This is a genomic window from Streptomyces sp. NPDC127108 (assembly GCF_042677545.1).
In the GTDB taxonomy this organism is placed as follows: domain Bacteria; phylum Actinomycetota; class Actinomycetes; order Streptomycetales; family Streptomycetaceae; genus Streptomyces.
In genome coordinates this window covers 25,644-45,537 of sequence record NZ_JBHXTE010000015.1, presented here as the reverse complement: position 1 = coordinate 45,537, position 19,894 = coordinate 25,644, and the positions used below count along the sequence as shown (strand labels likewise).

At 73.2% G+C, this 19,894-nt stretch carries 14 protein-coding genes, 1 tRNA gene and 1 riboswitch; of the genes, 8 read left to right on the top strand and 7 right to left on the bottom strand.

Features of this window, described 5'->3' with window-relative positions; translation table 11 throughout:
• Positions 1-75 precede the first annotated feature (75 nt).
• Positions 76-1,191 (bottom strand): cobalt-precorrin-5B (C(1))-methyltransferase, encoded by a 1,116-nt coding sequence (locus tag ACFVHO_RS14720; protein ID WP_385713537.1) that lies wholly within the window; start codon positions 1,189-1,191, stop codon positions 76-78.
• An 11-nt stretch (positions 1,192-1,202) separates the two neighbouring features.
• Here ACFVHO_RS14720 and ACFVHO_RS14715 point away from each other — a divergent pair, with 11 nt between their 5' ends.
• Complete coding sequence (locus ACFVHO_RS14715) at positions 1,203-1,958, top strand: cobalt-precorrin-6A reductase (protein WP_385713535.1); 756 nt, start codon at positions 1,203-1,205, stop codon at positions 1,956-1,958.
• 35 nt (positions 1,959-1,993) lie between these two features.
• On the opposite strand, the gene ACFVHO_RS14710 is transcribed toward ACFVHO_RS14715, so the two are convergent.
• The 3 genes from ACFVHO_RS14710 to ACFVHO_RS14700 form a co-directional block, all read right to left on the bottom strand.
• Positions 1,994-3,505, bottom strand: a complete 1,512-nt coding sequence (locus ACFVHO_RS14710; RefSeq protein WP_385713534.1) for a precorrin-2 C(20)-methyltransferase — start codon at positions 3,503-3,505, stop codon at positions 1,994-1,996.
• On the bottom strand, positions 3,502-4,128 hold the full coding sequence (locus ACFVHO_RS14705) for a precorrin-8X methylmutase (RefSeq protein WP_385713677.1): 627 nt from the start codon (positions 4,126-4,128) through the stop codon (positions 3,502-3,504). The genes ACFVHO_RS14710 and ACFVHO_RS14705 overlap by 4 nt, the downstream gene beginning before the upstream one ends.
• A 63-nt stretch (positions 4,129-4,191) precedes the next feature.
• Positions 4,192-5,502: a precorrin-3B synthase gene (locus ACFVHO_RS14700; RefSeq protein WP_385713532.1), complete on the bottom strand. Its 1,311-nt coding sequence runs from the start codon at positions 5,500-5,502 to the stop codon at positions 4,192-4,194.
• Between the two features lie 63 nt (positions 5,503-5,565).
• Positions 5,566-5,707: riboswitch (cobalamin riboswitch) on the top strand.
• Positions 5,708-5,774: 67 nt separating this feature from the next.
• On the opposite strand from ACFVHO_RS14700, the gene cobN reads away from it, so the two are divergent.
• The gene (gene cobN, locus ACFVHO_RS14695) at positions 5,775-9,371 is read left to right on the top strand and encodes a cobaltochelatase subunit CobN (RefSeq protein ID WP_385713676.1); all 3,597 of its coding nucleotides are present in this window, start codon (positions 5,775-5,777) and stop codon (positions 9,369-9,371) included.
• Between the two features lie 86 nt (positions 9,372-9,457).
• Here cobN and ACFVHO_RS14690 read toward each other — a convergent pair whose 3' ends face one another.
• The gene (locus tag ACFVHO_RS14690) at positions 9,458-9,925 is read right to left on the bottom strand and encodes an RICIN domain-containing protein (RefSeq protein ID WP_385713531.1); all 468 of its coding nucleotides are present in this window, start codon (positions 9,923-9,925) and stop codon (positions 9,458-9,460) included.
• A 202-nt stretch (positions 9,926-10,127) separates the two neighbouring features.
• On the opposite strand from ACFVHO_RS14690, the gene ACFVHO_RS14685 reads away from it, so the two are divergent.
• Positions 10,128-13,472, top strand: a complete 3,345-nt coding sequence (locus ACFVHO_RS14685; protein WP_385713529.1) for a BTAD domain-containing putative transcriptional regulator — start codon at positions 10,128-10,130, stop codon at positions 13,470-13,472.
• A gap of 19 nt (positions 13,473-13,491) precedes the next feature.
• Here the strand turns inward: ACFVHO_RS14685 and ACFVHO_RS14680 are convergent, their stop codons facing one another.
• Together ACFVHO_RS14680 and ACFVHO_RS14675 are read right to left on the bottom strand one after the other, a co-directional pair.
• Positions 13,492-14,253: an ABC transporter permease gene (locus ACFVHO_RS14680; RefSeq protein WP_385713527.1), complete on the bottom strand. Its 762-nt coding sequence runs from the start codon at positions 14,251-14,253 to the stop codon at positions 13,492-13,494.
• Entirely contained in the window at positions 14,250-15,236 is a 987-nt protein-coding gene (locus ACFVHO_RS14675) for an ATP-binding cassette domain-containing protein (RefSeq protein ID WP_385713525.1), read from the bottom strand. The genes ACFVHO_RS14680 and ACFVHO_RS14675 overlap by 4 nt, the downstream gene beginning before the upstream one ends.
• A gap of 184 nt (positions 15,237-15,420) precedes the next feature.
• Between ACFVHO_RS14675 and ACFVHO_RS14670 the strand changes: the two genes are divergently transcribed.
• The 5 genes from ACFVHO_RS14670 (at position 15,421) to ACFVHO_RS14650 (ending at position 19,866) form a co-directional block, all read left to right on the top strand.
• On the top strand, positions 15,421-16,650 hold the full coding sequence (locus ACFVHO_RS14670) for an alginate lyase family protein (protein WP_385713523.1): 1,230 nt from the start codon (positions 15,421-15,423) through the stop codon (positions 16,648-16,650).
• Positions 16,651-16,727: 77 nt separating this feature from the next.
• A tRNA-Met gene (locus ACFVHO_RS14665) sits at positions 16,728-16,801 on the top strand.
• Between the two features lie 167 nt (positions 16,802-16,968).
• Positions 16,969-17,352 (top strand): hypothetical protein, encoded by a 384-nt coding sequence (locus ACFVHO_RS14660; RefSeq protein WP_385713521.1) that lies wholly within the window; start codon positions 16,969-16,971, stop codon positions 17,350-17,352.
• A gap of 76 nt (positions 17,353-17,428) precedes the next feature.
• Positions 17,429-18,601, top strand: coding sequence for a PLP-dependent cysteine synthase family protein (locus ACFVHO_RS14655; RefSeq protein ID WP_385713519.1), 1,173 nt, complete (start codon positions 17,429-17,431; stop codon positions 18,599-18,601).
• Positions 18,598-19,866 (top strand): MFS transporter, encoded by a 1,269-nt coding sequence (locus ACFVHO_RS14650; RefSeq protein WP_385713517.1) that lies wholly within the window; start codon positions 18,598-18,600, stop codon positions 19,864-19,866. Before ACFVHO_RS14655 ends, ACFVHO_RS14650 begins: the two co-directional genes overlap by 4 nt.
• The last annotated feature ends 28 nt before the right edge of the window (positions 19,867-19,894 follow it).

Below are 19,894 nucleotides of genomic sequence, written 5' to 3'. Positions count from 1 at the left end.
GGAGCGGCCCCGCCGGAGGCTTCCGCCTCTGTCCGGTGGGGCGGCGGGCTCTGTCCGGCGGGGTGGCGGGATCGTTCAGCGCACGCTGCTGCGCCCGACGACGGTGCCCGCCCGGTCGACGCAGATGACATCCACGGCGACCGGCGCACCCCGCAGGACCGACAGCGCCTCGTCCCTGGCCGCCACGGCCACCAGGTCCCCGAGCGGAACACCCCGTGCCTGGCACAACTGGAGTGCGGCAAGCCCCGTGTTGGCGTTCGCCACCTCGGCCGCCAGGGCTTCGTCCGCGCCGCCCCGGCGGGCGAGACCGGCGAGGAAGGGCTTGTCGACCTGGGAGCGGGCCGAGTGCAGGTCGAGGTGTCCGGCGGCGAGCTTCGACAGCTTCGCGAACCCGCCGCAGACCGTGAGCCGGTCCACCGGATGCCGGCGGACGTACTTGAGGACGGCGCCCGCGAAGTCCCCCATGTCGAGCAGGGCGATCTCCGGCAGCCCGTACTCGGCCACCACCGTCTTCTCCGACGTCGAGCCGGTGCAGCCTGCCACGTGGGTGTGCCCCGCGGCGCGCGCCACGTCCACTCCGCGCCGGATCGAGTCGATCCACGCCGAGCAGGAGTAGGGCACCACGACGCCGGTCGTGCCCAGGATCGACAGGCCGCCGAGGATGCCGAGGCGCGGGTTCCAGGTGGAGCGGGCGATCTCCTCGCCGTGGTCCACGGAGACGGTGATCTCGACGTCTCCCGAGCCCCGGTGCTCGGCGGCGACCCGGGCGACGTGGTCGCGGATCATCTGGCGCGGCACCGGGTTGACCGCGGGTTCGCCGACGTCCAGGGGCAGGCCGGGGAGGGTGACCGTGCCCACGCCGGGCCCCGCCCTGAAGACCACGCCCGAACCCGGCGGCAGCCGCCGCACCGTGGCCCGCACCAGCGCGCCGTGCGTGACGTCGGGGTCGTCGCCCGCGTCCTTGACCACTCCCGCAGTCGCCCGTTCCCCGTTCAGTTCCTCGACCGCCAGGGCGAAGGCCGGTGTCTGTCCCTTGGGCAGGGCGATGGTCACCGGATCGGGGAAGTCGCCGCTGAGCAGGGCCGTGTAGGCGGCCGTGGCCGCCGCGGTCGCGCAGGCACCGGTCGTCCAGCCGGGCCGCAGACCGGTGTGCTTGAGTTGGGCGCTGCGCCCGCCCTTCGCCTCACTCATGGATGGACCTCATGCACGTGCTCGTACTGGGCGGAACCACGGAGGCCCGCCGCCTCGCCGAACTGCTCGTGGCGGAGCTGCCCGCGCGGGCCCGGGTCACCAGCTCGCTCGCGGGGCGCGTGGCCAGTCCGAGACTGCCGCCGGGTGAGATCCGCGTCGGCGGCTTCGGCGGGGCCGACGGGCTGGCGGCATGGCTGCGGACGCACCAGGTGGACGCGCTCATCGACGCCACCCATCCTTTCGCCGGGACGATCAGTTTCAACGCGGCCGCCGCTGCCGCCGCCGCCCATGTTCCCCTGCTGGCACTGCGCCGACCGGGCTGGGCGCCCGGCGACGGCGACGACTGGCACCCGGTCGGCTCCCTGACCGAAGCGGCCCTTGCCTTGCCCGGACTGGGGCGGCGCGTCTTCCTCACCACGGGACGCATGGGTCTCGCCGCCTTCGCGGGCCTCGACGACCTGTGGTTCCTGACGCGTTCGGTGGACGCCCCGGAGTCCCCGCACCCCGTGCGGATGCGGGTCCTGCTCGACCGCGGCCCGTTCACCCTCGACGGGGAGCGCGAGCTGATCCGCCGCCACCGCATCGACGTCGTCGTCACGAAGGACAGCGGCGGTGCCGCCACCGCGCCCAAACTCGCGGCCGCCCGCGAGGCGCGGATCCCGGTCGTCGTGGTGCGCCGACCACCGGTTCCGGAGGGAGTCGCGGTGGTCGCCACCCCCGGTCTGGCCGTCACCTGGCTGCGCGAACGCTTCGACCTGCAGGGGTAGTCGACCGGCAGGGGTAGTCGAAGACCGCCCCCGGCTCAGTCCTGCCGGTAGTGGCGGGGCGTCCACACGATCTGCCGTCCGTCGCCCCGCTGCTCCCAGCGGGTCCGGGAGGACCCGACGAGCAGGATCGTGCGCATGTCGACCTCGGCCGGATCGAGATCGATGAGCCGCACGGTGCGTACGCTCTCGGCCGGGCCGCCGACATCACGGGCCAACACCACCGGAGTGTCCGGCGCGCGGTGCTCCAGAAGCACTTCGCGAGCCTTGCCGACCTGCCAGGTCCGGCTGCGGGAACCGGGGTTGTACAGCGCGAGCACCAGGTCCGCCGAGGCGGCCGCCCGCAGCCGTTCCGCGATGACCTCCCACGGCTTGAGCCGGTCCGAGAGCGATATCGCGGCGTAGTCGTGGCCCAGCGGCGCGCCCGCGCGGGCGGCGGCCGCGTTGGCCGCGGTCACCCCGGGCAGCACCCGCACCGGCAGGTCCGCGTACTCCTCCTGCGACGCCACCTCCAGGACGGCCGTCGCCATGGCGAAGACGCCCGGATCGCCGCCGGAGACCACGGCGACGCGTCGGCCGCGCCGGGCCAGGTCCAGGGCGAACTCGGCGCGCTCCGACTCGACCTTGTTGTCGGAGCCGTGGCGCACCTGCCCCGGGCGGACCGGCACCCGGTCCAGGTAGGTGGTGTAGCCGACCAGGTCGTCGGCGGCGGCCAGCACCCCGCGCGTCTCGGGCGTGAGCCACAGCGGCCCGGCGGGTCCGGTGCCGACCACGGCCACCTCGCCGGTGTCCGGGGCGCGTTCGGGCCGCGGTGCGCCGATCCTGCTGGGCAGGACCGCGACCGCGAAGTACGGCACGGAACCGGCGTCGACCGCGGCCAGCTCGTCGACGCGCTCGCCGGTCATGGTGGCGCGCTCGACGTAGTGGGCCTCGGGCAGCCGTCCGGACGCGTCGAAGGCACGGCGCACCGAGGGGAAGGTACGGCCCAGCTTCATCACCACGGCGGCGTCGGTGGCGGCGAGGCGAGCGGTCAGCTCCTCCTCAGGCAGGGTGCCGGGCAGGATGGTCAGCACCTCCTCGCCCTCGGCGAGCGGGGTGCCGAGCCGGGCGGCCGCGGCGCTGACGGAGGTGACTCCGGGGACCACTTCGGTGCGGTAGCGATCGGCGAGGCGCTTGTGCATGTGCATGTACGAGCCGTAGAAGAGCGGGTCGCCCTCGGCCAGTACCGCGACCGTGCGGCCGGCGTCGAGGTGCGCGGCCAGGCGGGCGGCCGCCTCGGCGTAGAAGTCCTCCATGGCGCCCCGGTAGCCGCCGGGGTGGTCCGTGGTCTCCGTCGTGACGGGGTAGACCAGGGCCTCTTCGATGTGGTCGGCGCGGATGTGCTTCGCCGCGATGGACCGCGCGATGGACCGTCCGTGCCGGGCGCTGTGATAGGCGACGACGTCGGCCTCGGCGATGATCTCCACCGCGCGCAGGGTCATCAGGCTCGGATCGCCGGGGCCGAGCCCGACCCCGTACAGGCGACCCGTCTTGTGCTCGCTCACGCTCACTCTTCCTCACTGGCGATCGCGTTGAGGGCGGCCGCCGCGATGGCGCTTCCGCCCCTGCGGCCCCGCACGATCAGATGCTCCAGGCCGGACGGGTGCGCGGCCAGGGCGTCCTTGGACTCCGCGGCACCGACGAATCCGACCGGTACGCCGATGACGGCGGCGGGACGCGGGGCGCCCTCCTCGATCATTTCGAGCAGGCGGAACAGGGCGGTGGGCGCGTTGCCGACGGCGACGACCGCACCCTCCATCCGGTCGCGCCACAGTTCGAGGGCGGCGGCGCTGCGGGTGGTGCCGAGCTCGGCCGCGAGGGCGGGCACCGTCGGGTCGGACAGCGTGCACACCACGTCGTTGTCCGCGGGCAGCCGCTTGCGGGTGACGCCGCTGGCGACCATGGCCACGTCGCACAGGATGGGTGCGCCCGCGCGCAGTGCCTCGCGGGCACGGGCCACCACGTCCGGCGTGAAAGCGAGGTCGCGTACGAGGTCGACCATGCCGCAGGCGTGGATCATCCGGACCGCGACCTGACTCACGTCGGCGGGCAGGTCCGCCAGGTCCGCCTCCGCGCGGATCGTGGCGAAGGACTGGCGGTAGATCGCCGGTCCGTCCTTCTCGTACTCGTGCACGGTGCGTTCGCTCTCTTGATAGGGCATGGAACAGTCAGGTGTCGCGATGTCGTTCATACGGTGTCAGCGGCGGGCCGTGGCCACCGCGGCGGCCAGTGCGCGGGAGCCACCCGGGACGTCCACCGGGCCGTGGCGTTCCCCGTCCCGCGTGAGGGAGATCCGGTGCCCGTCGGGAGTGGCGACCACGTCGACCCACTCACCGCGGGGGTGCCCGCACCGGCGCTCGCACCCGGACCAGTACACGGGCAGCGCCCCCACGGCACCCAACGCGGCCGTCGCCTCGGCCCGCACATCGGCCAGCGACCGCCCACAGCCGGGCCGGCCGATACAGGCTCCCACGCCGGTCCAGGGCGAGTAGGGGCCGCCGATCAGGCCGACGGCGCACAGCGCGTCCAGGAGGTCCGCGGCCTGCCGTTGCCCGACTCCGGGGACGACGACCCCGCGCCACGGGGTCAGCCGCAGCTCGCCGCTTCCCTGGTGGCGAGCGGTGGCCGTCAGGGTCTGCCACTGTGCCGTGCTGACGCGTCCCAAGGGCAGCCCGACGGACAGCGCGGCCTCGTCCGGCGGGCCGGACACCACGCCGAGGGCGGGAGCGCCCGAGCCCTGTGGGCGGGCCGGGCCCGCGGTCACGGTGGTGTCGAGCCCGGCCTGCCGCAGGCGTCCGACGACCGTGCCGAGGAGGGAGTCGGCGTCGCCGGGCAGGTCCGCCACCCGCCAGGCGCCCGAGTCGGCTGCCTCCTCCAGGAAGGTCTCGGCGGCGCTCAGGGCGGCTTGTGGCGCTTGCGCGCCAGGGATCAGAACCGCGCCCTTTGCGGCACCGATCCGCAGGAGCGCGTGATCGTCGCCGCGTGCCAGCAGGGTCACGTCGGCGCCGAGCGCGTCCACGTCGCCGCGGCCGTCGTCGAGCGCGAACAGGAACCGGCCGGACAGCCCGGCGGCCGCGTCGCTGTCGCACAGCAGTCGGTCCAGGGCGAGCAGCCAGCCACGGATGTCCCTCTCCCCCCGGCCGTCGAGCCCGGACAGAGGGGAGGCCACGATGTTCCGGGCCCGCTCGTGACGTGCCGAGGGCAACAGCCCGGAATCGCCAAGGAGCCGGGCCAGTTCGCCCCCGCAGTCCGGACCAAGGCCGCGGAGCTGGACGTTGCCGCGCGAAGTGAGATGCAGCTCACCGTCCCCCAGCCGCCCGGCCGCCTCCTGGAGGGCGTCCGCCTGCGCCACGGTGAGCACACCGCCGGGTACCCGGACACGTGCCAGTGCCCCGTCGTCCGCCCGGTGCAGCCGCAGCGTTCCGGGGCAGGCATCACCGCGGTCCCGGGCAGACGCGTCCCCCGGGACTGGGGGCGGGATGGCCGATGGGAGCATGGCGGCGAGCATAGCGACCCGTCACCACAGGTCCGTAGGCCCCTGGCAGCCAGGTGCCCCTTACTATGCCTACCGACGGGCCGTACGGCCCGTGGTCGCCAAAGACGGCGACAAGGGGAGGAAGCCCGGTGTGATTCCGGCGCGGTCCCGCCACTGTGAGCCCGGTCGTACCGGCAGGGCGAGTCAGGAACTCCCTTCCCCGCACCCTCGGCCTCGTTCGAGCAGGGGAGACCCACTGCGACACCACCCGGGGCGTGGACACCCCGAGGAAGGCCCGACGCCGCATGATCGTGCTCCTGTCGACGTCCGACACCGACCTGCTCAGCGCCCGTGCCGCAAGCGGGCCGGTCGCCTACCGCTACGCGAACCCCTCCCGGCTTCCGCTGCAGGACCTTCCGCAACTCCTCGACGGCGCCGACCTGGTCGTCGTGCGTCTCCTCGGCGGTGTGCGCGCCTGGCAGGACGGCCTCGACCAAGTCCTCGCGACCGGGCGCCCCGTCGTCGTCCTCACCGGCGAACAGGCCCCCGACGCCCAGCTGATGGCAGCGTCGACCGTCCCCATCGGCATCGCCGCCGAGGCCCACGCCTATCTGGCGCACGGCGGCCCCGGCAACCTGGAGCAACTGGCCAGGTTCCTCTCCGACACCGTCCTGCTCACCGGCCACGGCTTCGAACCGCCCGCTCCCGCACCGTCCTGGGGACCGCTGGAGCGTACCGGCCGTCAGGTCGAGGGACCGACCGTCGCGGTGCTCTACTACCGCGCCCACCACATGAGCGGCAACACCGCGTTCATCGAGTCCCTGTGCCGCGCGATCGAGGACGCGGGCGCCCGCCCGCTGCCGCTGTACGTCGCCTCGCTGCGCACCCCCGAACCCGAACTCGTCGACGCGCTGGGCGCCGCCGACGCCATCGTGACCACGGTCCTCGCGGCAGGCGGCACGCGGCCCGCCGAGGCCTCGGCGGGCGGCGACGACGAGTCCTGGGACGCCGGAGCCCTCAGCGGCCTCGACGTACCCATCCTCCAGGCCCTCTGCCTCACCAGCTCGCGCACCGACTGGGAAGGCAACGACGAGGGCGTCTCCCCGCTGGACGCCGCCAGCCAGATCGCGGTCCCCGAGTTCGACGGCCGTCTGATCACCGTGCCGTTCTCGTTCAAGGAGATCGACGAGGACGGACTTCCCGCCTACGTCGCCGACGACGAGCGCGCGGCGCGCGTGGCGGGCGTCGCCGTACGGCACGCGCGGCTGCGCCACATCCCGGCCGCCGACAAGCGGATCGCGCTGGTCCTGTCCGCGTATCCGACGAAGCACTCCCGGATCGGCAACGCGGTCGGCCTCGACACCCCCGCCAGCGCCGTGGCGCTGCTGCGCCGACTCCAGGGCGAGGGCTACGACTTCGGCACCGAGGAGGTGCCCGGCCTCGTGTCCGGTGACGGCGACGAACTGATCCGCGCCCTGATCGAGGCGGGCGGCCACGACCAGGAGTGGCTCACCGAGGAGCAGCTGGCCCGGAACCCGGTCCGGATCCCGGCGGCCGACTACCGCCGCTGGTACGCCACGCTTCCCGCCGAGCTCCGCGCGTCCGTCGAGGAGCACTGGGGTGCCGCGCCCGGCGAGATGTTCGTCGATCGCTCCCGCAACCCGGAGGGCGACATCGTCCTGGCCGCCCTGCGCCGCGGGAACCTGCTCATCCTCATCCAGCCGCCGCGGGGCTTCGGCGAGAACCCGATCGCGATCTACCACGACCCCGATCTGCCGCCCTCGCACCACTACTTGGCCGCGTACCGCTGGATCGCCGCCTCCGCCGACGACAACGGCTTCGGCGCCGACGCGATGATCCACCTCGGCAAGCACGGCAATCTGGAGTGGCTGCCCGGCAAGAACGCGGGGCTCTCCGCCGCCTGTGGCCCCGACGCGGCCCTCGGCGATCTGCCGCTGATCTACCCGTTCCTGGTCAACGACCCGGGCGAGGGCACACAGGCCAAGCGCCGCGTCCACGCCACCCTCGTGGACCATCTCGTACCGCCGATGGCCCGCGCCGACAGCTACGGCGACATCGCGCGCCTCGAACAACTCCTCGACGAGCACGCCCAGATCGCCGCGATGGACCCGGCGAAGCTCCCGGCGATCCGCGCCCAGATCTGGACCCTGATCCAGGCGGCCAAGCTCGACCACGACCTGGGGATCGAGGACCGTCCCGAGGACGAGGGCTTCGACGAGTTCATCATGCATCTCGACGGCTGGCTCTGTGAGATCAAGGACGCCCAGATCCGCGACGGCCTGCACGTCCTCGGCGGCGCCCCGTCCGGCGCCGACCGTGTGAACCTGGTCCTCGCCATCCTGCGCGCCCGCCAGATCTGGGGCGGCACGGCCTCCCTGCCCGGCCTGCGCGAGGCGCTGGGCCTGGACGAGTCGGCGGCCACCCGCACCAGCGCCGACGCGGTCGAGGAGCAGGCCCGCGCGCTGGTCCAGGCGATGGAGGACGCCGACTGGGACCTGGATGCCGTGGCGAAGGTGGCCCACGGGCACCCGCGGGCCGTGGCCGACATCCTCGACTTCGCCGCCCGCGAGGTCGTGCCCCGCCTGGCCGCCACCACCGACGAACTGGACCACGCCGTCCACGCGTTGGAGGGCGGCTTCGTCCCCGCGGGGCCTTCGGGCTCCCCGCTGCGCGGTCTGGTCAACGTCCTGCCGACCGGCCGCAACTTCTACTCCGTCGACCCCAAGGCGGTGCCGTCGCGCCTCGCCTGGGAGACCGGTCAGGCCCTCGCCGACTCGCTCCTGGAGCGCTACCGCACCGACAACGGCGACTGGCCGACCTCGGTCGGCCTTTCCCTGTGGGGTACGAGCGCGATGCGCACCGCCGGTGACGACGTCGCCGAAGCCCTCGCCCTGCTGGGCATCCGGCCGGTGTGGGACGACGCGTCGCGCCGCGTCACGGGCCTGGAGGCGATCCCCGCGGACGAACTCGGGCGCCCGCGCATCGACGTCACGCTGCGCATCAGTGGCTTCTTCCGCGACGCCTTCCCGCACACCATCGGCCTCCTGGACGACGCGGTCCGCCTCGCGGCGTCGCTCGACGAGCCCGACGACGCGAACTTCGTGCGCGCCCACACCCGGGCCGACCTGGCGGTCCACGGCGACGAACGCCGCGCCACCACCCGCATCTTCGGCTCCCGCCCCGGCACCTACGGCGCGGGCCTGCTCCAGCTCATCGACTCCCGCGACTGGCGCACCGACGCCGACCTCGCCGAGGTGTACACGGTGTGGGGCGGGTACGCGTACGGCCGCGAGCTCGACGGCCGCCCGGCGCGTGCGGAGATGGAGACGGCGTACAAGCGCATCGAGGTCGCGGCGAAGAACACGGACACCCGCGAACACGACATCGCCGACTCGGACGACTACTTCCAGTACCACGGCGGCATGGTCGCCACGGTCCGCGCGCTGAAGGGCAGCGCCCCGGAGGCGTACATCGGCGACTCCACCCGTCCCGAGACGGTCCGCACCCGCACTCTGGTCGAGGAGACCTCACGCGTCTTCCGCGCCCGCGTGGTCAACCCCAAGTGGATCGAGGCGATGCGCCGCCACGGCTACAAGGGCGCCTTCGAACTCGCCGCCACGGTCGACTACCTCTTCGGGTACGACGCCACGACGGGTGTGGTCGCCGACTGGATGTACGACAAGCTCACCGAGACGTACGTCCTGGACCCCACCAACCGCGAGTTCCTCCAGCAGGCCAATCCGTGGGCCCTGCACGGCATCGCCGAGCGTCTCCTGGAAGCCGAGTCCCGCGGCATGTGGGCCAAGCCCGACCCGGCCGTGCTCGACGCCCTGCGCCAGGCGTACCTGGAGACGGAGGGCGACTTGGAGGGCGAGGGCTGAGCGACCCGCGCCGTCCCTTACCAGGGGCCGTCGTACTGGAGGGGACTGTCCGGACTCGTCCGGGCAGTCCCCTCCAGGCTGTGGGCCTACCAGTCGGCGTCGGGGACGGCCTCGATCCGGAAGAGCTGGTTGTCGACGTCCTTGCGGGGATACTGGATGATGCGGGCGCCGTTGCCGTCGGACCCGCTCGACACGTCCACGTACTGGCCGCTGTGCTTGATGAGGATCCGGAACGTGCCGTCGGGCTGGGGCTCGAAGCGGAACTTCTCGTTATCGGTGCCGACCCGCTTCCACTGGATCAGGCCGGCCCCCTCCTTCTTCGAGACGTCCTCGACGCCCAGGTTCTTGCCGCTGTGCCGGGCGACGATGTGGTGGTAGCCGTCGCCCGCCGGTTCCAACGAGAACTTCTCGTTCCCGCTCGTGCCCCGCGTGAACTGGATCACGTGGGCCCCGTCGGCGGTGGACGCCTCGCCCACGCACACGACCTTGCCGCTGTGTTTGGCGATGATCCGGGCCCGGGACGGGACCTCGACGGACTGCGCATCACTGGTCATGCGAACGCACTCTCCTTCACGACGAATCACGGCACTCGACGGCGCAGCGCGCACCGAAGCGCCGCCGCCCCTCACTCCGCCAGGACGCTAGGACCCCCCGGCCACACCGGCCAGGTCACCCCTCCGACCATGGCCGATTCCCGCTTCCCCCGGTACATACGGCCCCGGATCGAGCTCGGCGCGCACATGGCAAACTCGGCTGGTGCAGATCGGGATGCTGGGGCCGTTCGAAGTGCGTACCGACGGCGGTGGGACGGTCGACGTTCCCGGGGCGCGGCTGCGTGGGCTGTTGGCCGCGCTCGCGCTCCGGCCGGGGCAGGCCGTGCCGAAGGCCGTGCTCGTCGACTGGATCTGGGGGGAGTCCCCGCCCGCCGACGCCACGAACGCCTTGCAGCGGCTGGTGTCGCGGTTGCGGAAGCTGCTGCCGGACGGGGTGGTCGAGGCCCGGACCGACGGATATCGCCTCGCCGTCCCGGCCGACGCCGACGCGGTCGACGTTCCGCGGTTCGAGCGCCTTGTCGCCGCCGGGCAGGCGGTCACCGATCGTGCCGAGCGGGTGCGGCTGCTCCGTGAAGGGCTCGACCTGTGGCGCGGTGCCGCCCTGCAGGACGTGGGCGTGCGGGACAGCGCCGCCTTCGACGCCGCCGTCGCCCGGCTCGACGCGCTGTGGCTGACCGCCACGGAGGAGCGGGTCGAGGCGGAGGTCGCCCTCGGACGCGGTGCGGAGCTCGTCACCGAGCTGAGCGGCCTGGTCGCCGCGCATCCGGTACGGGAACGGCTCGTCGCCGCGCTGATGCGCGCCCTCGTCGCCGCCGGGCGCACCGGGGAGGCGCTGTCGGCCTACGAGAACGCGCGGGAAGCCCTCGCCGACGCGCTGGGCATCGATCCGTCGCCCGCGCTGGCCGCGTTGCATGGGGCGGTGTTGCGGGGGGAGTTGGGTGCGTTGGGCGGACCGGGCGAGTTGGGTGCGTTGGGTGGGGCGGGGGCGGCGGAGAGGCGTGCGGGGGCCACGAGGGGTGGCGGCGTCGAGCGGGACGGGGGCGGGTCGGGGCAGGGGCGGCGGCGGACCAATCTGCGGGCCGAGCTGACCAGCTTCGTCGGCAAGGAGGCCGACATCGCCGCGGTGCGCGAACGCGTCGCCGCGCACCGGCTCACCACCCTCATCGGCCCCGGCGGCTCGGGCAAGACCAGGCTCGCCACCGAGACCGCGCGCACGCTCCTCGGTGAACTGCCCGACGGGGCCTGGCTGGTGGAGCTCGCCGCCATCGGCCCGGACGGTGACGTGGCGCAGGCGACGCTCGCCGGGCTCGACCTGCGGGACGCCCTGTTCGGCGGGGCCCCGAACGCGGACCTGACGGACCGGCTCGTCGCCGCCTGCCGCGAGCGGGACGCGCTGCTGATCCTGGACAACTGCGAGCACGTGATCGAGTCCGCCGCGGTGTTCGCCGACCGGCTGCTCGGCGAGTGCCGGCGGCTGCGGATCCTGGCGACGAGCCGGGAGCCGCTCGGCATCACCGGCGAGGCGCTGTGGCAGGTCGAGCCGCTGGCCCTGCCGGACGGCGGCGCGGGCCCGGACGAGATCGCGTCCTCGCCCGCCGTGCGGCTGCTGCGGGACCGGGCCGGGGCCGTGCGCCGGGGCCTCGCCGACGACGGCCGCACGCTGGCGACGATGGTGCGCGTGTGCCGGGCCCTCGACGGGATGCCGCTGGCGATCGAGCTGGCCGCGGCCCGGCTGCGCACGATGACCGTCGACCAGCTCGCCCACCGGCTCGACGACCGGTTCCGCCTGCTGACCAGCGGCAGCCGGACCGCCCTGCCCCGGCACAAGACGCTGCGCGCGGTGGTCGACTGGAGCTGGGAGCTGCTCACCGACGCCGAGCGGACGGTGTTGCGCAGGCTCTCGGTGTTCTCCGGCGGGGCGAGCCTGGAGGGGGCGGAACGGGTCTGCGCGGGGTACGCCGATGACGTATCCGCTGGTGGCGACGGTGTCGCGCCGGAGCACGTGCTCGAACTGCTCACGACCCTGACCGAGAAGTCCCTGCTGCGCGCCGAGGGCGGCGGCGCGCCCCGCTACCGGATGCTCGGCACGATCAAGGAGTACGCCGGGCAGCGGCTCGCGGAGGCGGGCGAGGCGGACCTGGCGCGGCACGCGCACCTCGCCCACGTGTCCGAGCTGGCCGAGACCGCGGAGCCGCACCTGCGCCGCGCCGAGCAACTGGAGTGGCTCGCCGTCCTCGACGCCGAGCACGACGACATCGGCGCGGCGATGCGCGGTGCGCTCGCCGCGGGCGAGGCGCAGGCGGCGATGCGGCTCGCGGCGGGCGCGGGCTGGTACTGGTGGCTCAGCGGGCACAGGACCGAGGGCTTCGAGCTGATCACCGCGGCCGTCCGGACGCCCGGCGAGGTGACGGATGACGTACGGGCCACGGTGTACGCGCTGGTCGTGCTGTTCGTGACGTCCGGGCCCGGTGACGAGCACCAGGCCGCGGAGTGGATCCACAAGGCGTACGAGTTCAGTCGGCGGGGTCGGCCGGGTCTGCGCAGTCACCCGCTCATCGGGCTCGTCGCCCCGCTGGAGCACCTGCTGCGGGAGCCCGGCGCGAGTGTGTCCGCGTTCGAGGCGCTGCTCGACCACGAGGACCCCTGGGCGCGGGCGATCGCCCGGCTGCACATGGGCAAGATGCGGATCATGCTCGGGCAGGACCGGCAGGACCGGCAGGGCGGCCAAGGCGGGTCGGGCGGCGGTCCCCTCGCGGAGGACGGGCGGGAGGCGGACGCGCACCTCGAACAGGCCGTCGCCGAATTCCGCGCGCTCGGCGAGCGGTTCGGGATCTCCTTCGCCCGCACGGAGCTCGCGGCCCGCGTCGCCGTGCGCGGCGAGTTCGCCGAGGCGTGCGAGCACTACGAGCAGGCGATCACGGCCGTCGCCGAGGTCGGCGCCACCGAGGACGTCATCCCGATCCGGTCGGCGCAGGCGCAGTTGTACCGGCTCCTCGGCGACGAGGACGCGAGCGCGGCCGCGCTCGCCGACGCCGAGCGGTGCGCGGAGCGGGTCACCTGGCCGGGCTCGCTGGCCGTCCTGGCCTTCGCGAAGGCCGAACTCGCCCGGTGGGGCGGCGACACCCGGGAGGCGCGCGCGCAACTCGCGGTCGTGAAGGCCCTGTTGGGCGAGGAGGCGGAGCGGGCCAACATCCGCTCCATGACGTACGACCTGCTCGGGTATCTCGCCGACGACCTCGGCGAGGCCCGTGAGCACCGGGCGGCGGCCTGCGCGGCGGCCGCCGAGGCGGGGCACGCGCCGGTGATCGCGCGGGCACTCGTCGGGGTCGCGGACCTGGCGCTGCGCCGTGGTGAGCACGAGCAGGCCGTACGGCTGCTCGCCGCGAGCGAGGGCGTACTCGGGCTCAAGGACCGCTCCCACCCGGACGCGGCCCGGATCGAGCGGACGGCGCGGAGCCGCCTCGGCGACACGCGGTTCGCCGAGGCGGCTCGGGAGGGGAGGCGGACCGGCTGGTCCGACCTGGCCGGGGCCACGCTCGCTTCCTGAGCGTGGACGCGGACGTGGATCACGCTCGCTTCTTGAACGAGGAGACCGCCCACAGGTACCCGACGGCGGCGAAGCCGACGCTCCAGGCGACCGCCGCGATCGTGTCGCCGCTGGACGGGTCGCCCGCGAGCAGCCCGCGCAGCGTCTCGATGATCGGGGTGAAGGGCTGGTACTCCACGAACTGCCGGATGCCCGTGCCCATCGTGTCCGAGGGGACGAACGCGCTGCTCAGGAACGGCAGCATGATCAGCGGCACGGTGGCCATGCCCGCCGACTCCGGGGACTTCGCGGCCAGGCCGAGGGCGACGGTGAGCCAGCTGGCGGCGAAGCTGACCAGCAGGATCAGACCGAGCACGCCGAGCCAGTCGGCGGCGCTCGCGCCCGGGTCGAACCCCATCAGGAAGGCCACCCCGACGATGGCGGAGCAGGCCACCAGGCAGCGCACCGTCGTGACGACGACGTGGCCGGTGAGCATGGCGCCCCGGGAGACGTCCATGGTCTTGAACCGGTTGATGATGCCCTTGGCCATGTCGTCGTTCACGGCCGTGGAGGTGGCTCCGAGGCCGTAGCTGATGGTCATCACGAGCAGTCCGGGCGTCGCGTAGTCGATGTAGGGGACGCCGACGTCGAAGCCGCCGCCGAGGACCTTGACGAACAGCAGCATCATCACGATGGGGAACAGGATCGCGTTGAACACCGTGACCGGGTTCCGCAGGGTGTGCTTCAGATTGCGGCGCAGCATGATCGCCGAGTCGGCCATGGCCGTGGAAACAGTGCTCACTGGGAGATCGCCGCCTTGTCGGTGTAGTTGGTGGTGGTGCCGGTGGTCGTGCCGGGGCCCGAGCCGGTGCGCTCGGTCAGGGCGAGGAAGACGTCGTCGAGGTCGGGGGTGTGCACGGTCAGCTCGTCCGCCTCGATGTCGACCGAGTCCAGCCAGTCGAGGATGGAGCGGAGCTCGCGCTGGGTGCCGTCGCTGGGGATCTGCAGCGACAGCGCCTCGTCGTCCTTGGTGGCCTCCTCGCGCAGGGCGGAGGCGGCGTGCCGGTACGCGGCCGGGTCGGTGAAGCGGAGGAGCACGTGGCCGCCGGGGATGAGGCGCTTCAGCTCGTCGGCGGTGCCCTCGGCGGCGATCCTGCCGCCGCTCAGGACGGCGATGCGGTCGGCGAGCTGGTCGGCCTCTTCCAGGTACTGGGTGGTGAGGAAGATGGTGGTGCCCTCGGACACCAGCTCACGGACGATCTGCCACATGGTGCGCCTGCTGCGCGGGTCGAGGCCGGTCGTCGGCTCGTCCAGGAAGATGATCTCCGGGCTGCCGACGAGGGTCATCGCCAGGTCCAGCTTCCTGCGCATGCCGCCGGAGTACGTCGACGCCAGCTTCTGCGCCGACTCCACCAGGTCGAACCGCTCCAGGAGGCTCGCGATGAGCTTCTCCTTGTTGCGCACCCGCTTCAGCTCCGCCATCAGAAGCAGGTTCTCCCGCCCCGAAAGCAGCTCGTCCACGGCGGCGAACTGCCCCGTCACACCGATCGCCGCGCGCACCCCCTTGGTCCCGCTGACCACGTCGTGCCCGGCCACCTGCACCAGCCCGGCGTCCGCCGTCATCAACGTCGTCAGGATGTTCACCGTCGTCGTCTTGCCCGCCCCGTTCGGACCGAGCAGCGAGTAGACCGATCCCGCCGGAACATCGAAGTCGATGCCGTCGAGCACGACCTTGTCACCGAACGCCTTGCGCAGTCCCGAGACCGCGATTGCCGAAGTCTTCATGCCCCCTAAGGTCGCGACCCCACCTGTCACGGCCCTGTCACGCCCCTGACACGGGTCCTGACACGGGTGTTCCGCCGCATCGGGGGGCGCGTCACCCGCATGGCCCATCACCCCCTGCGCCCCCACCCACCCCACGACACGCTGCCAGTGGCGCGACCCGATACGCCCGATACGGAGGTGCGGGATGGCGGCGGCGGATCGAAGGAGACGTGGGGTGCGGGGGGTGGTCGTGGTGGTGCTGATCCTGGGGCTGGGGATCGGTGGCGCGGGGTGTGGTGGTGATGAAGGAGAGGGCGACGGGGTACGGCGGGCTCGTGCCGCCGATCTGCCGTTCTCGCACCCCGGGGTGCTCGTCAGCAAGAAGCAGCTCGAACGGGTCCGCGCGCATGTCGCCGCGCGGGAGGAGCCCTGGTTCAAGGCGTTCCAGCAGATGCGGGCCAGCAAGTACGCCGCGAACGACTACACGGCCAAGCCGTACGCCGTCGTGGCCTGCCCGCCCGACCTGCGGCCCGGGCAGGGGTGCGTCGAGGAGCGCGAGGACGCGCTCGCCGCGTACACGCACGCGCTGCTCTACAACATCACCGGCGACCGCGCCCACGCCGCGAAGGCCGTGCAGATCATGGACGCCTGGTCCCGCGTGCTCACCCGGCACACGGAGGCGAACGCCGGGCTCCAGACCGCCTGGGCCGCCACCTCCTGGGCCCGCGCCGCCGAGGCCGTGCGCTACACCTACGACGGCTGGACCGACGGCGAACTGCTGCGCTTCGAGCGGATGCTCCGCAACGCCTACCTGCCCCAAGTCCGTGACGGATCGGCCGACTTCAACGGCAACTGGGACCTCGTCATGGCCGACGCCACCATCGGCATGGCCGTCTTCCTCGACGACCACGAGTCGTTCGAACGGGCCGTCCACCACTTCCGCACCCGCGTCCCCGCCTACTTCTACCTGAAGTCCGACGGAAAGCTCCCCGTGTCGCCGGAGGGCAGCGACATCACCACCGAGGCCCAGCTCCAGAAGTACTGGTTCGGGCAGAAGACCTTCGCCGACGGCCTCTCCCAGGAGACCTGCCGCAACTTCAAGCACGCCAGCTACTCGCTCGCCGCCACCGCGCACATCGCCGAGACCGCCTGGCACCAAGGTGTCGACCTGTACGGCGAGGCCGAGGACCGGCTCAAGGCCGCCCTGGAGTTCCACTCCCGCTACCAGCTCGGCGCCGCCGTGCCCGGCTGGCTGTGCGGCGGCAGGGTCCAGCGCGACATGGGGCCCGACACCGAGGTCGCCCTCAACCACCTGCGCGGCCGCCTCGGCCTCGACCTCCCCCAGACCGAGCGGCTCACCACCGAGCGGCGGCCCGAGGGCACGGACGACCTGTTCGTGGCCTGGGAGACGCTGACGCACGCCGAGAACACATGACGGCGGGCCCGCCGAGGGGGCTGTTCGTAACCGGTTCGCTTTCCGCACGTCGGATGGCGTACTGTTGGGTTCACCGACGCGGGGTGGAGCAGCTCGGTAGCTCGCTGGGCTCATAACCCAGAGGTCGCAGGTTCAAATCCTGTCCCCGCTACTGAAACCGAAGGCCCGGAATCGTTCATCGATTCCGGGCCTTCGGCATGTGTGGCACCGGGGCCGCGTCGGGTGGATGTGTTTCGGCTGTACGTGGCGTTGTTTCGCGCCGTTGTCGGCGGAGGGCTTTGCGCTGACTCGTGTGCCGTGCGTAGCTTTGTGATCACTATGGGTCGGCTGCGGTACCTGGTCTCGGTGGTGCTGTTCATCACCTGTGCGCTGTTCGCCGGTGTGTGCCACGGGCCGCACGGGCTCACCGCCGCGACCGCGGTCACCGCCACCCCGCCCGTCCACCACGCCTGCCCCGGCCCGAGCCACGGCGAGCACGCCGGCTCGGCACACCCCGCGGCGCTCGCCGCGCAGCCCGCCGACCGGGAGCGGCAGGACGGGGCGGGCGGCAAGGGCGGCAAGACCGGCAAGGACGCCCTCGACGGCGTACTGGCGGCGGACACGGCGGCCCGGCTCGCCCGGTGCGTGCCGCCCCGCGCAGGGCCCTGTTGTCCGGAGTCGGGCCAGCGGCTCCTTCTCGCCATCGGAGTGGACCGGAACTGAGGGTGCTCCGGAGTTCCCGCGCGGACTCCCACGCCACCCCCCATCCACGTACCGAAGCACCGAAGGACACACCCGCATGATCGGCAACCTTCAGCCCGCGGCGGCCGCCGTGGGCAACACGCCCGTGCTCTGGATCGACGAACCCTCGCCCGACGGCGGCCGCGGCTACTGGGCCAAGCTCGAAGGCTTCAACTTCGGCGGCATCAAGGACCGGGCCGCCCTCCACATGGTGGAACGGGCCCGCGCCCGCGGCGAGTTGCGGCCCGGCGCGCCCATCGTCGAGTCCACCTCCGGAACCCTCGGCCTCGGCCTCGCCCTCGCGGGCGTGCACTACGGCCACCCCGTGCACATCGTCACCGACCCCGGCCTCGAACCCATCGTCGAGCGGATGCTGACCGCGCACGGCGCCCGCGTCCACCTCGTCCGCGAACCCGGGCCCGTGGGCGGCTGGCAGCAGGCCAGGGTCGAGCGGGTCGCCGCGCTGATGGAGCGTCCCGAGTTCACCGGGGCCTGGTGCCCGAACCAGTACCACAACCCCGAGAACCAGGCCGCCTACCGGCCCCTCGCCGACGAACTCGTCCGGCAGATCGGCCAGTTCGACATCCTCGTGTGTGCCGTCGGCACCGGCGGGCACTCCGCCGGGATCGCCAGGACCCTGCGTGCCGCCGCCCTGCCCGGCCTCGAACTGGTCGGCGTGGACAGCGTCGCCTCGACCATCTTCGGGCTCGCCGCGGGCCCCCGCCTGATGCGCGGACTCGGCTCGTCGATCCACCCGCGCAACGTCGACCACGCCGCCTTCGACGAGGTCCACTGGGTGGGTCCCGCCGAGGCCGTGCGCAGCGCGCGGCGGCTCGCCGGGCGGCAGTTCGCCTCGGGCGGCTGGAGCGTGGGCGCGGTCGCGCTCGTCGCGGCGTGGCTCGCCCGCACCAGGCCGCGCGGGACGCGCATCGCCGCGGTGTTCCCGGACGGGCCGCAGCGCTACTTCGACACGGTGTTCAACGACGAGTACTGCGAGGCGCACGGGCTGCTCGGCCGCCCCGGCACGATCCCGGACGAGCCCCTTGAGGTGCCCGGCCCCGGGGACGGGGTGGTGGCGTGGAGCAGGTGGCGGGCCGGACGGTGCGCGACGGCTCCGCGGTGGGACGTGCGGGGTGAGGTGGGCTGGTCCGGTGCCTCCGGACTCCCCGGCGAACCCGTCGGCGCCCACGGCCACCCCGTCGCCGTACCCGGCGAAGGCGTCGTCCAGTGACCCAGGTCTGGGCCCGCGCGCGCACCTTCGAGCCCGCCGTGCAACTCCTCTTCGTCAACCAGTTCAGCATCAACCTCGGCTTCTACATGCTGATGCCGTACCTGGCGGCCCACCTCTCCGGTCAACTCGGGCTCGCCGCCTGGGCGGTGGGCCTGGTGCTCGGCGTGCGGAACCTCTCCCAGCAGGGGATGTTCCTGGTCGGCGGGGCGCTCGCCGACCGGCTCGGGTACAAGCCGATGATCGTCGCCGGATGCGCCCTGCGCACCGGCGGCTTCGCGGCGCTCGCGTTCGCGCAGACGCTGCCCGTGCTCATCGCGGCGTCGGCGGCGACCGGGCTCGCGGGGGCGCTGTTCAATCCGGCGGTACGCGCGTACGTGGCCGCCGAGGCGGGCACACCGGAGCGCCGCGTGGAGGCGTTCGCGCTGTTCAACGTCTTCTACCAGACCGGCATCCTGCTCGGCCCGCTCGTCGGACTCGCCCTGACCGGCGTGGACTTCAAGCTCACGTGCGCGGTGGCGGCCGTCCTGTTCGCCCTGCTCTCGGTGGTGCAGGTGCTGCGCCTGCCGGTGCGCAAGGGGGAGGCGGCGACCGCGGACGGCGCCGCCGGGACCGGGCAGGGACAGTGGCGGGCGGTGTTCGGCAACCGGCCGTTCTGGCTGTTCTCGCTCGCCATGACCGGCTCGTACGTCCTGTCGTTCCAGGTGTACCTCGCGCTGCCCCTCGAAGTGGAGCGGCTGCTCGGCGGGGGCACGGCCACGACGGTCGCGACCAGCGCGCTGTTCGTGGTGTCGGGGCTCGTCGCGCTCGTCGGCCAGCTGCGGATCACCGACTGGTGCAAGCGCACGTGGACGCGGGAGCAGTGTCTGGTCGCCGGGCTCGCCCTGATGGGGGCCGCGTTCCTGCCGCCCGCCCTGGGTGGACCCGGGTACGCGGGCGTCACGGCGCTGCTGCTGTGCGCGGCGGCCCTGGCGGCGGCGAACGCGGTGCTCTACCCCTTCGAGATGGACACCGTCGTCTCGCTCGCGGGGGAGAAGTGGGTGGCCACGCACTACGGCCTCTACAACACGGTCTGCGGCGTCGGCATCACCGCGGGGAACCTCGCGATGGGCGCGCTGCTCGACGTGGCGGAGAACCGGGGGCTGCCCGCGGTGCCGTGGCTCGCCCTCGCCGTCCTCGGCGTCGGCTGCGCGCTGGCCCTGCGCTCGCTCGGCAGATCCGGTCGGCTCGCTGCGCCGGTGCCGGTGCTCGGGGGTGACGCCGCCTGACCCTCGCGCGCCCGGGGCGTGCGGTGCC

Excerpts from the sequence above, each read along its gene's own strand:
- ACFVHO_RS14720 (WP_385713537.1), bottom strand. The coding sequence starts at position 1,191 with ATGAGTGAGGCGAAGGGCGGGCGCAGCGCCCAACTCAAGCACACCGGT.
- ACFVHO_RS14715 (WP_385713535.1), top strand. The coding sequence starts at position 1,203 with ATGCACGTGCTCGTACTGGGCGGAACCACGGAGGCCCGCCGCCTCGCC.
- ACFVHO_RS14700 (WP_385713532.1), bottom strand. The coding sequence starts at position 5,502 with ATGCTCGCCGCCATGCTCCCATCGGCCATCCCGCCCCCAGTCCCGGGG.
- cobN (WP_385713676.1), top strand. The coding sequence starts at position 5,775 with ATGATCGTGCTCCTGTCGACGTCCGACACCGACCTGCTCAGCGCCCGT.
- ACFVHO_RS14690 (WP_385713531.1), bottom strand. The coding sequence starts at position 9,925 with ATGACCAGTGATGCGCAGTCCGTCGAGGTCCCGTCCCGGGCCCGGATC.
- ACFVHO_RS14675 (WP_385713525.1), bottom strand. The coding sequence starts at position 15,236 with ATGAAGACTTCGGCAATCGCGGTCTCGGGACTGCGCAAGGCGTTCGGT.
- ACFVHO_RS14670 (WP_385713523.1), top strand. The coding sequence starts at position 15,421 with ATGGCGGCGGCGGATCGAAGGAGACGTGGGGTGCGGGGGGTGGTCGTG.
- ACFVHO_RS14660 (WP_385713521.1), top strand. The coding sequence starts at position 16,969 with ATGGGTCGGCTGCGGTACCTGGTCTCGGTGGTGCTGTTCATCACCTGT.
- ACFVHO_RS14655 (WP_385713519.1), top strand. The coding sequence starts at position 17,429 with ATGATCGGCAACCTTCAGCCCGCGGCGGCCGCCGTGGGCAACACGCCC.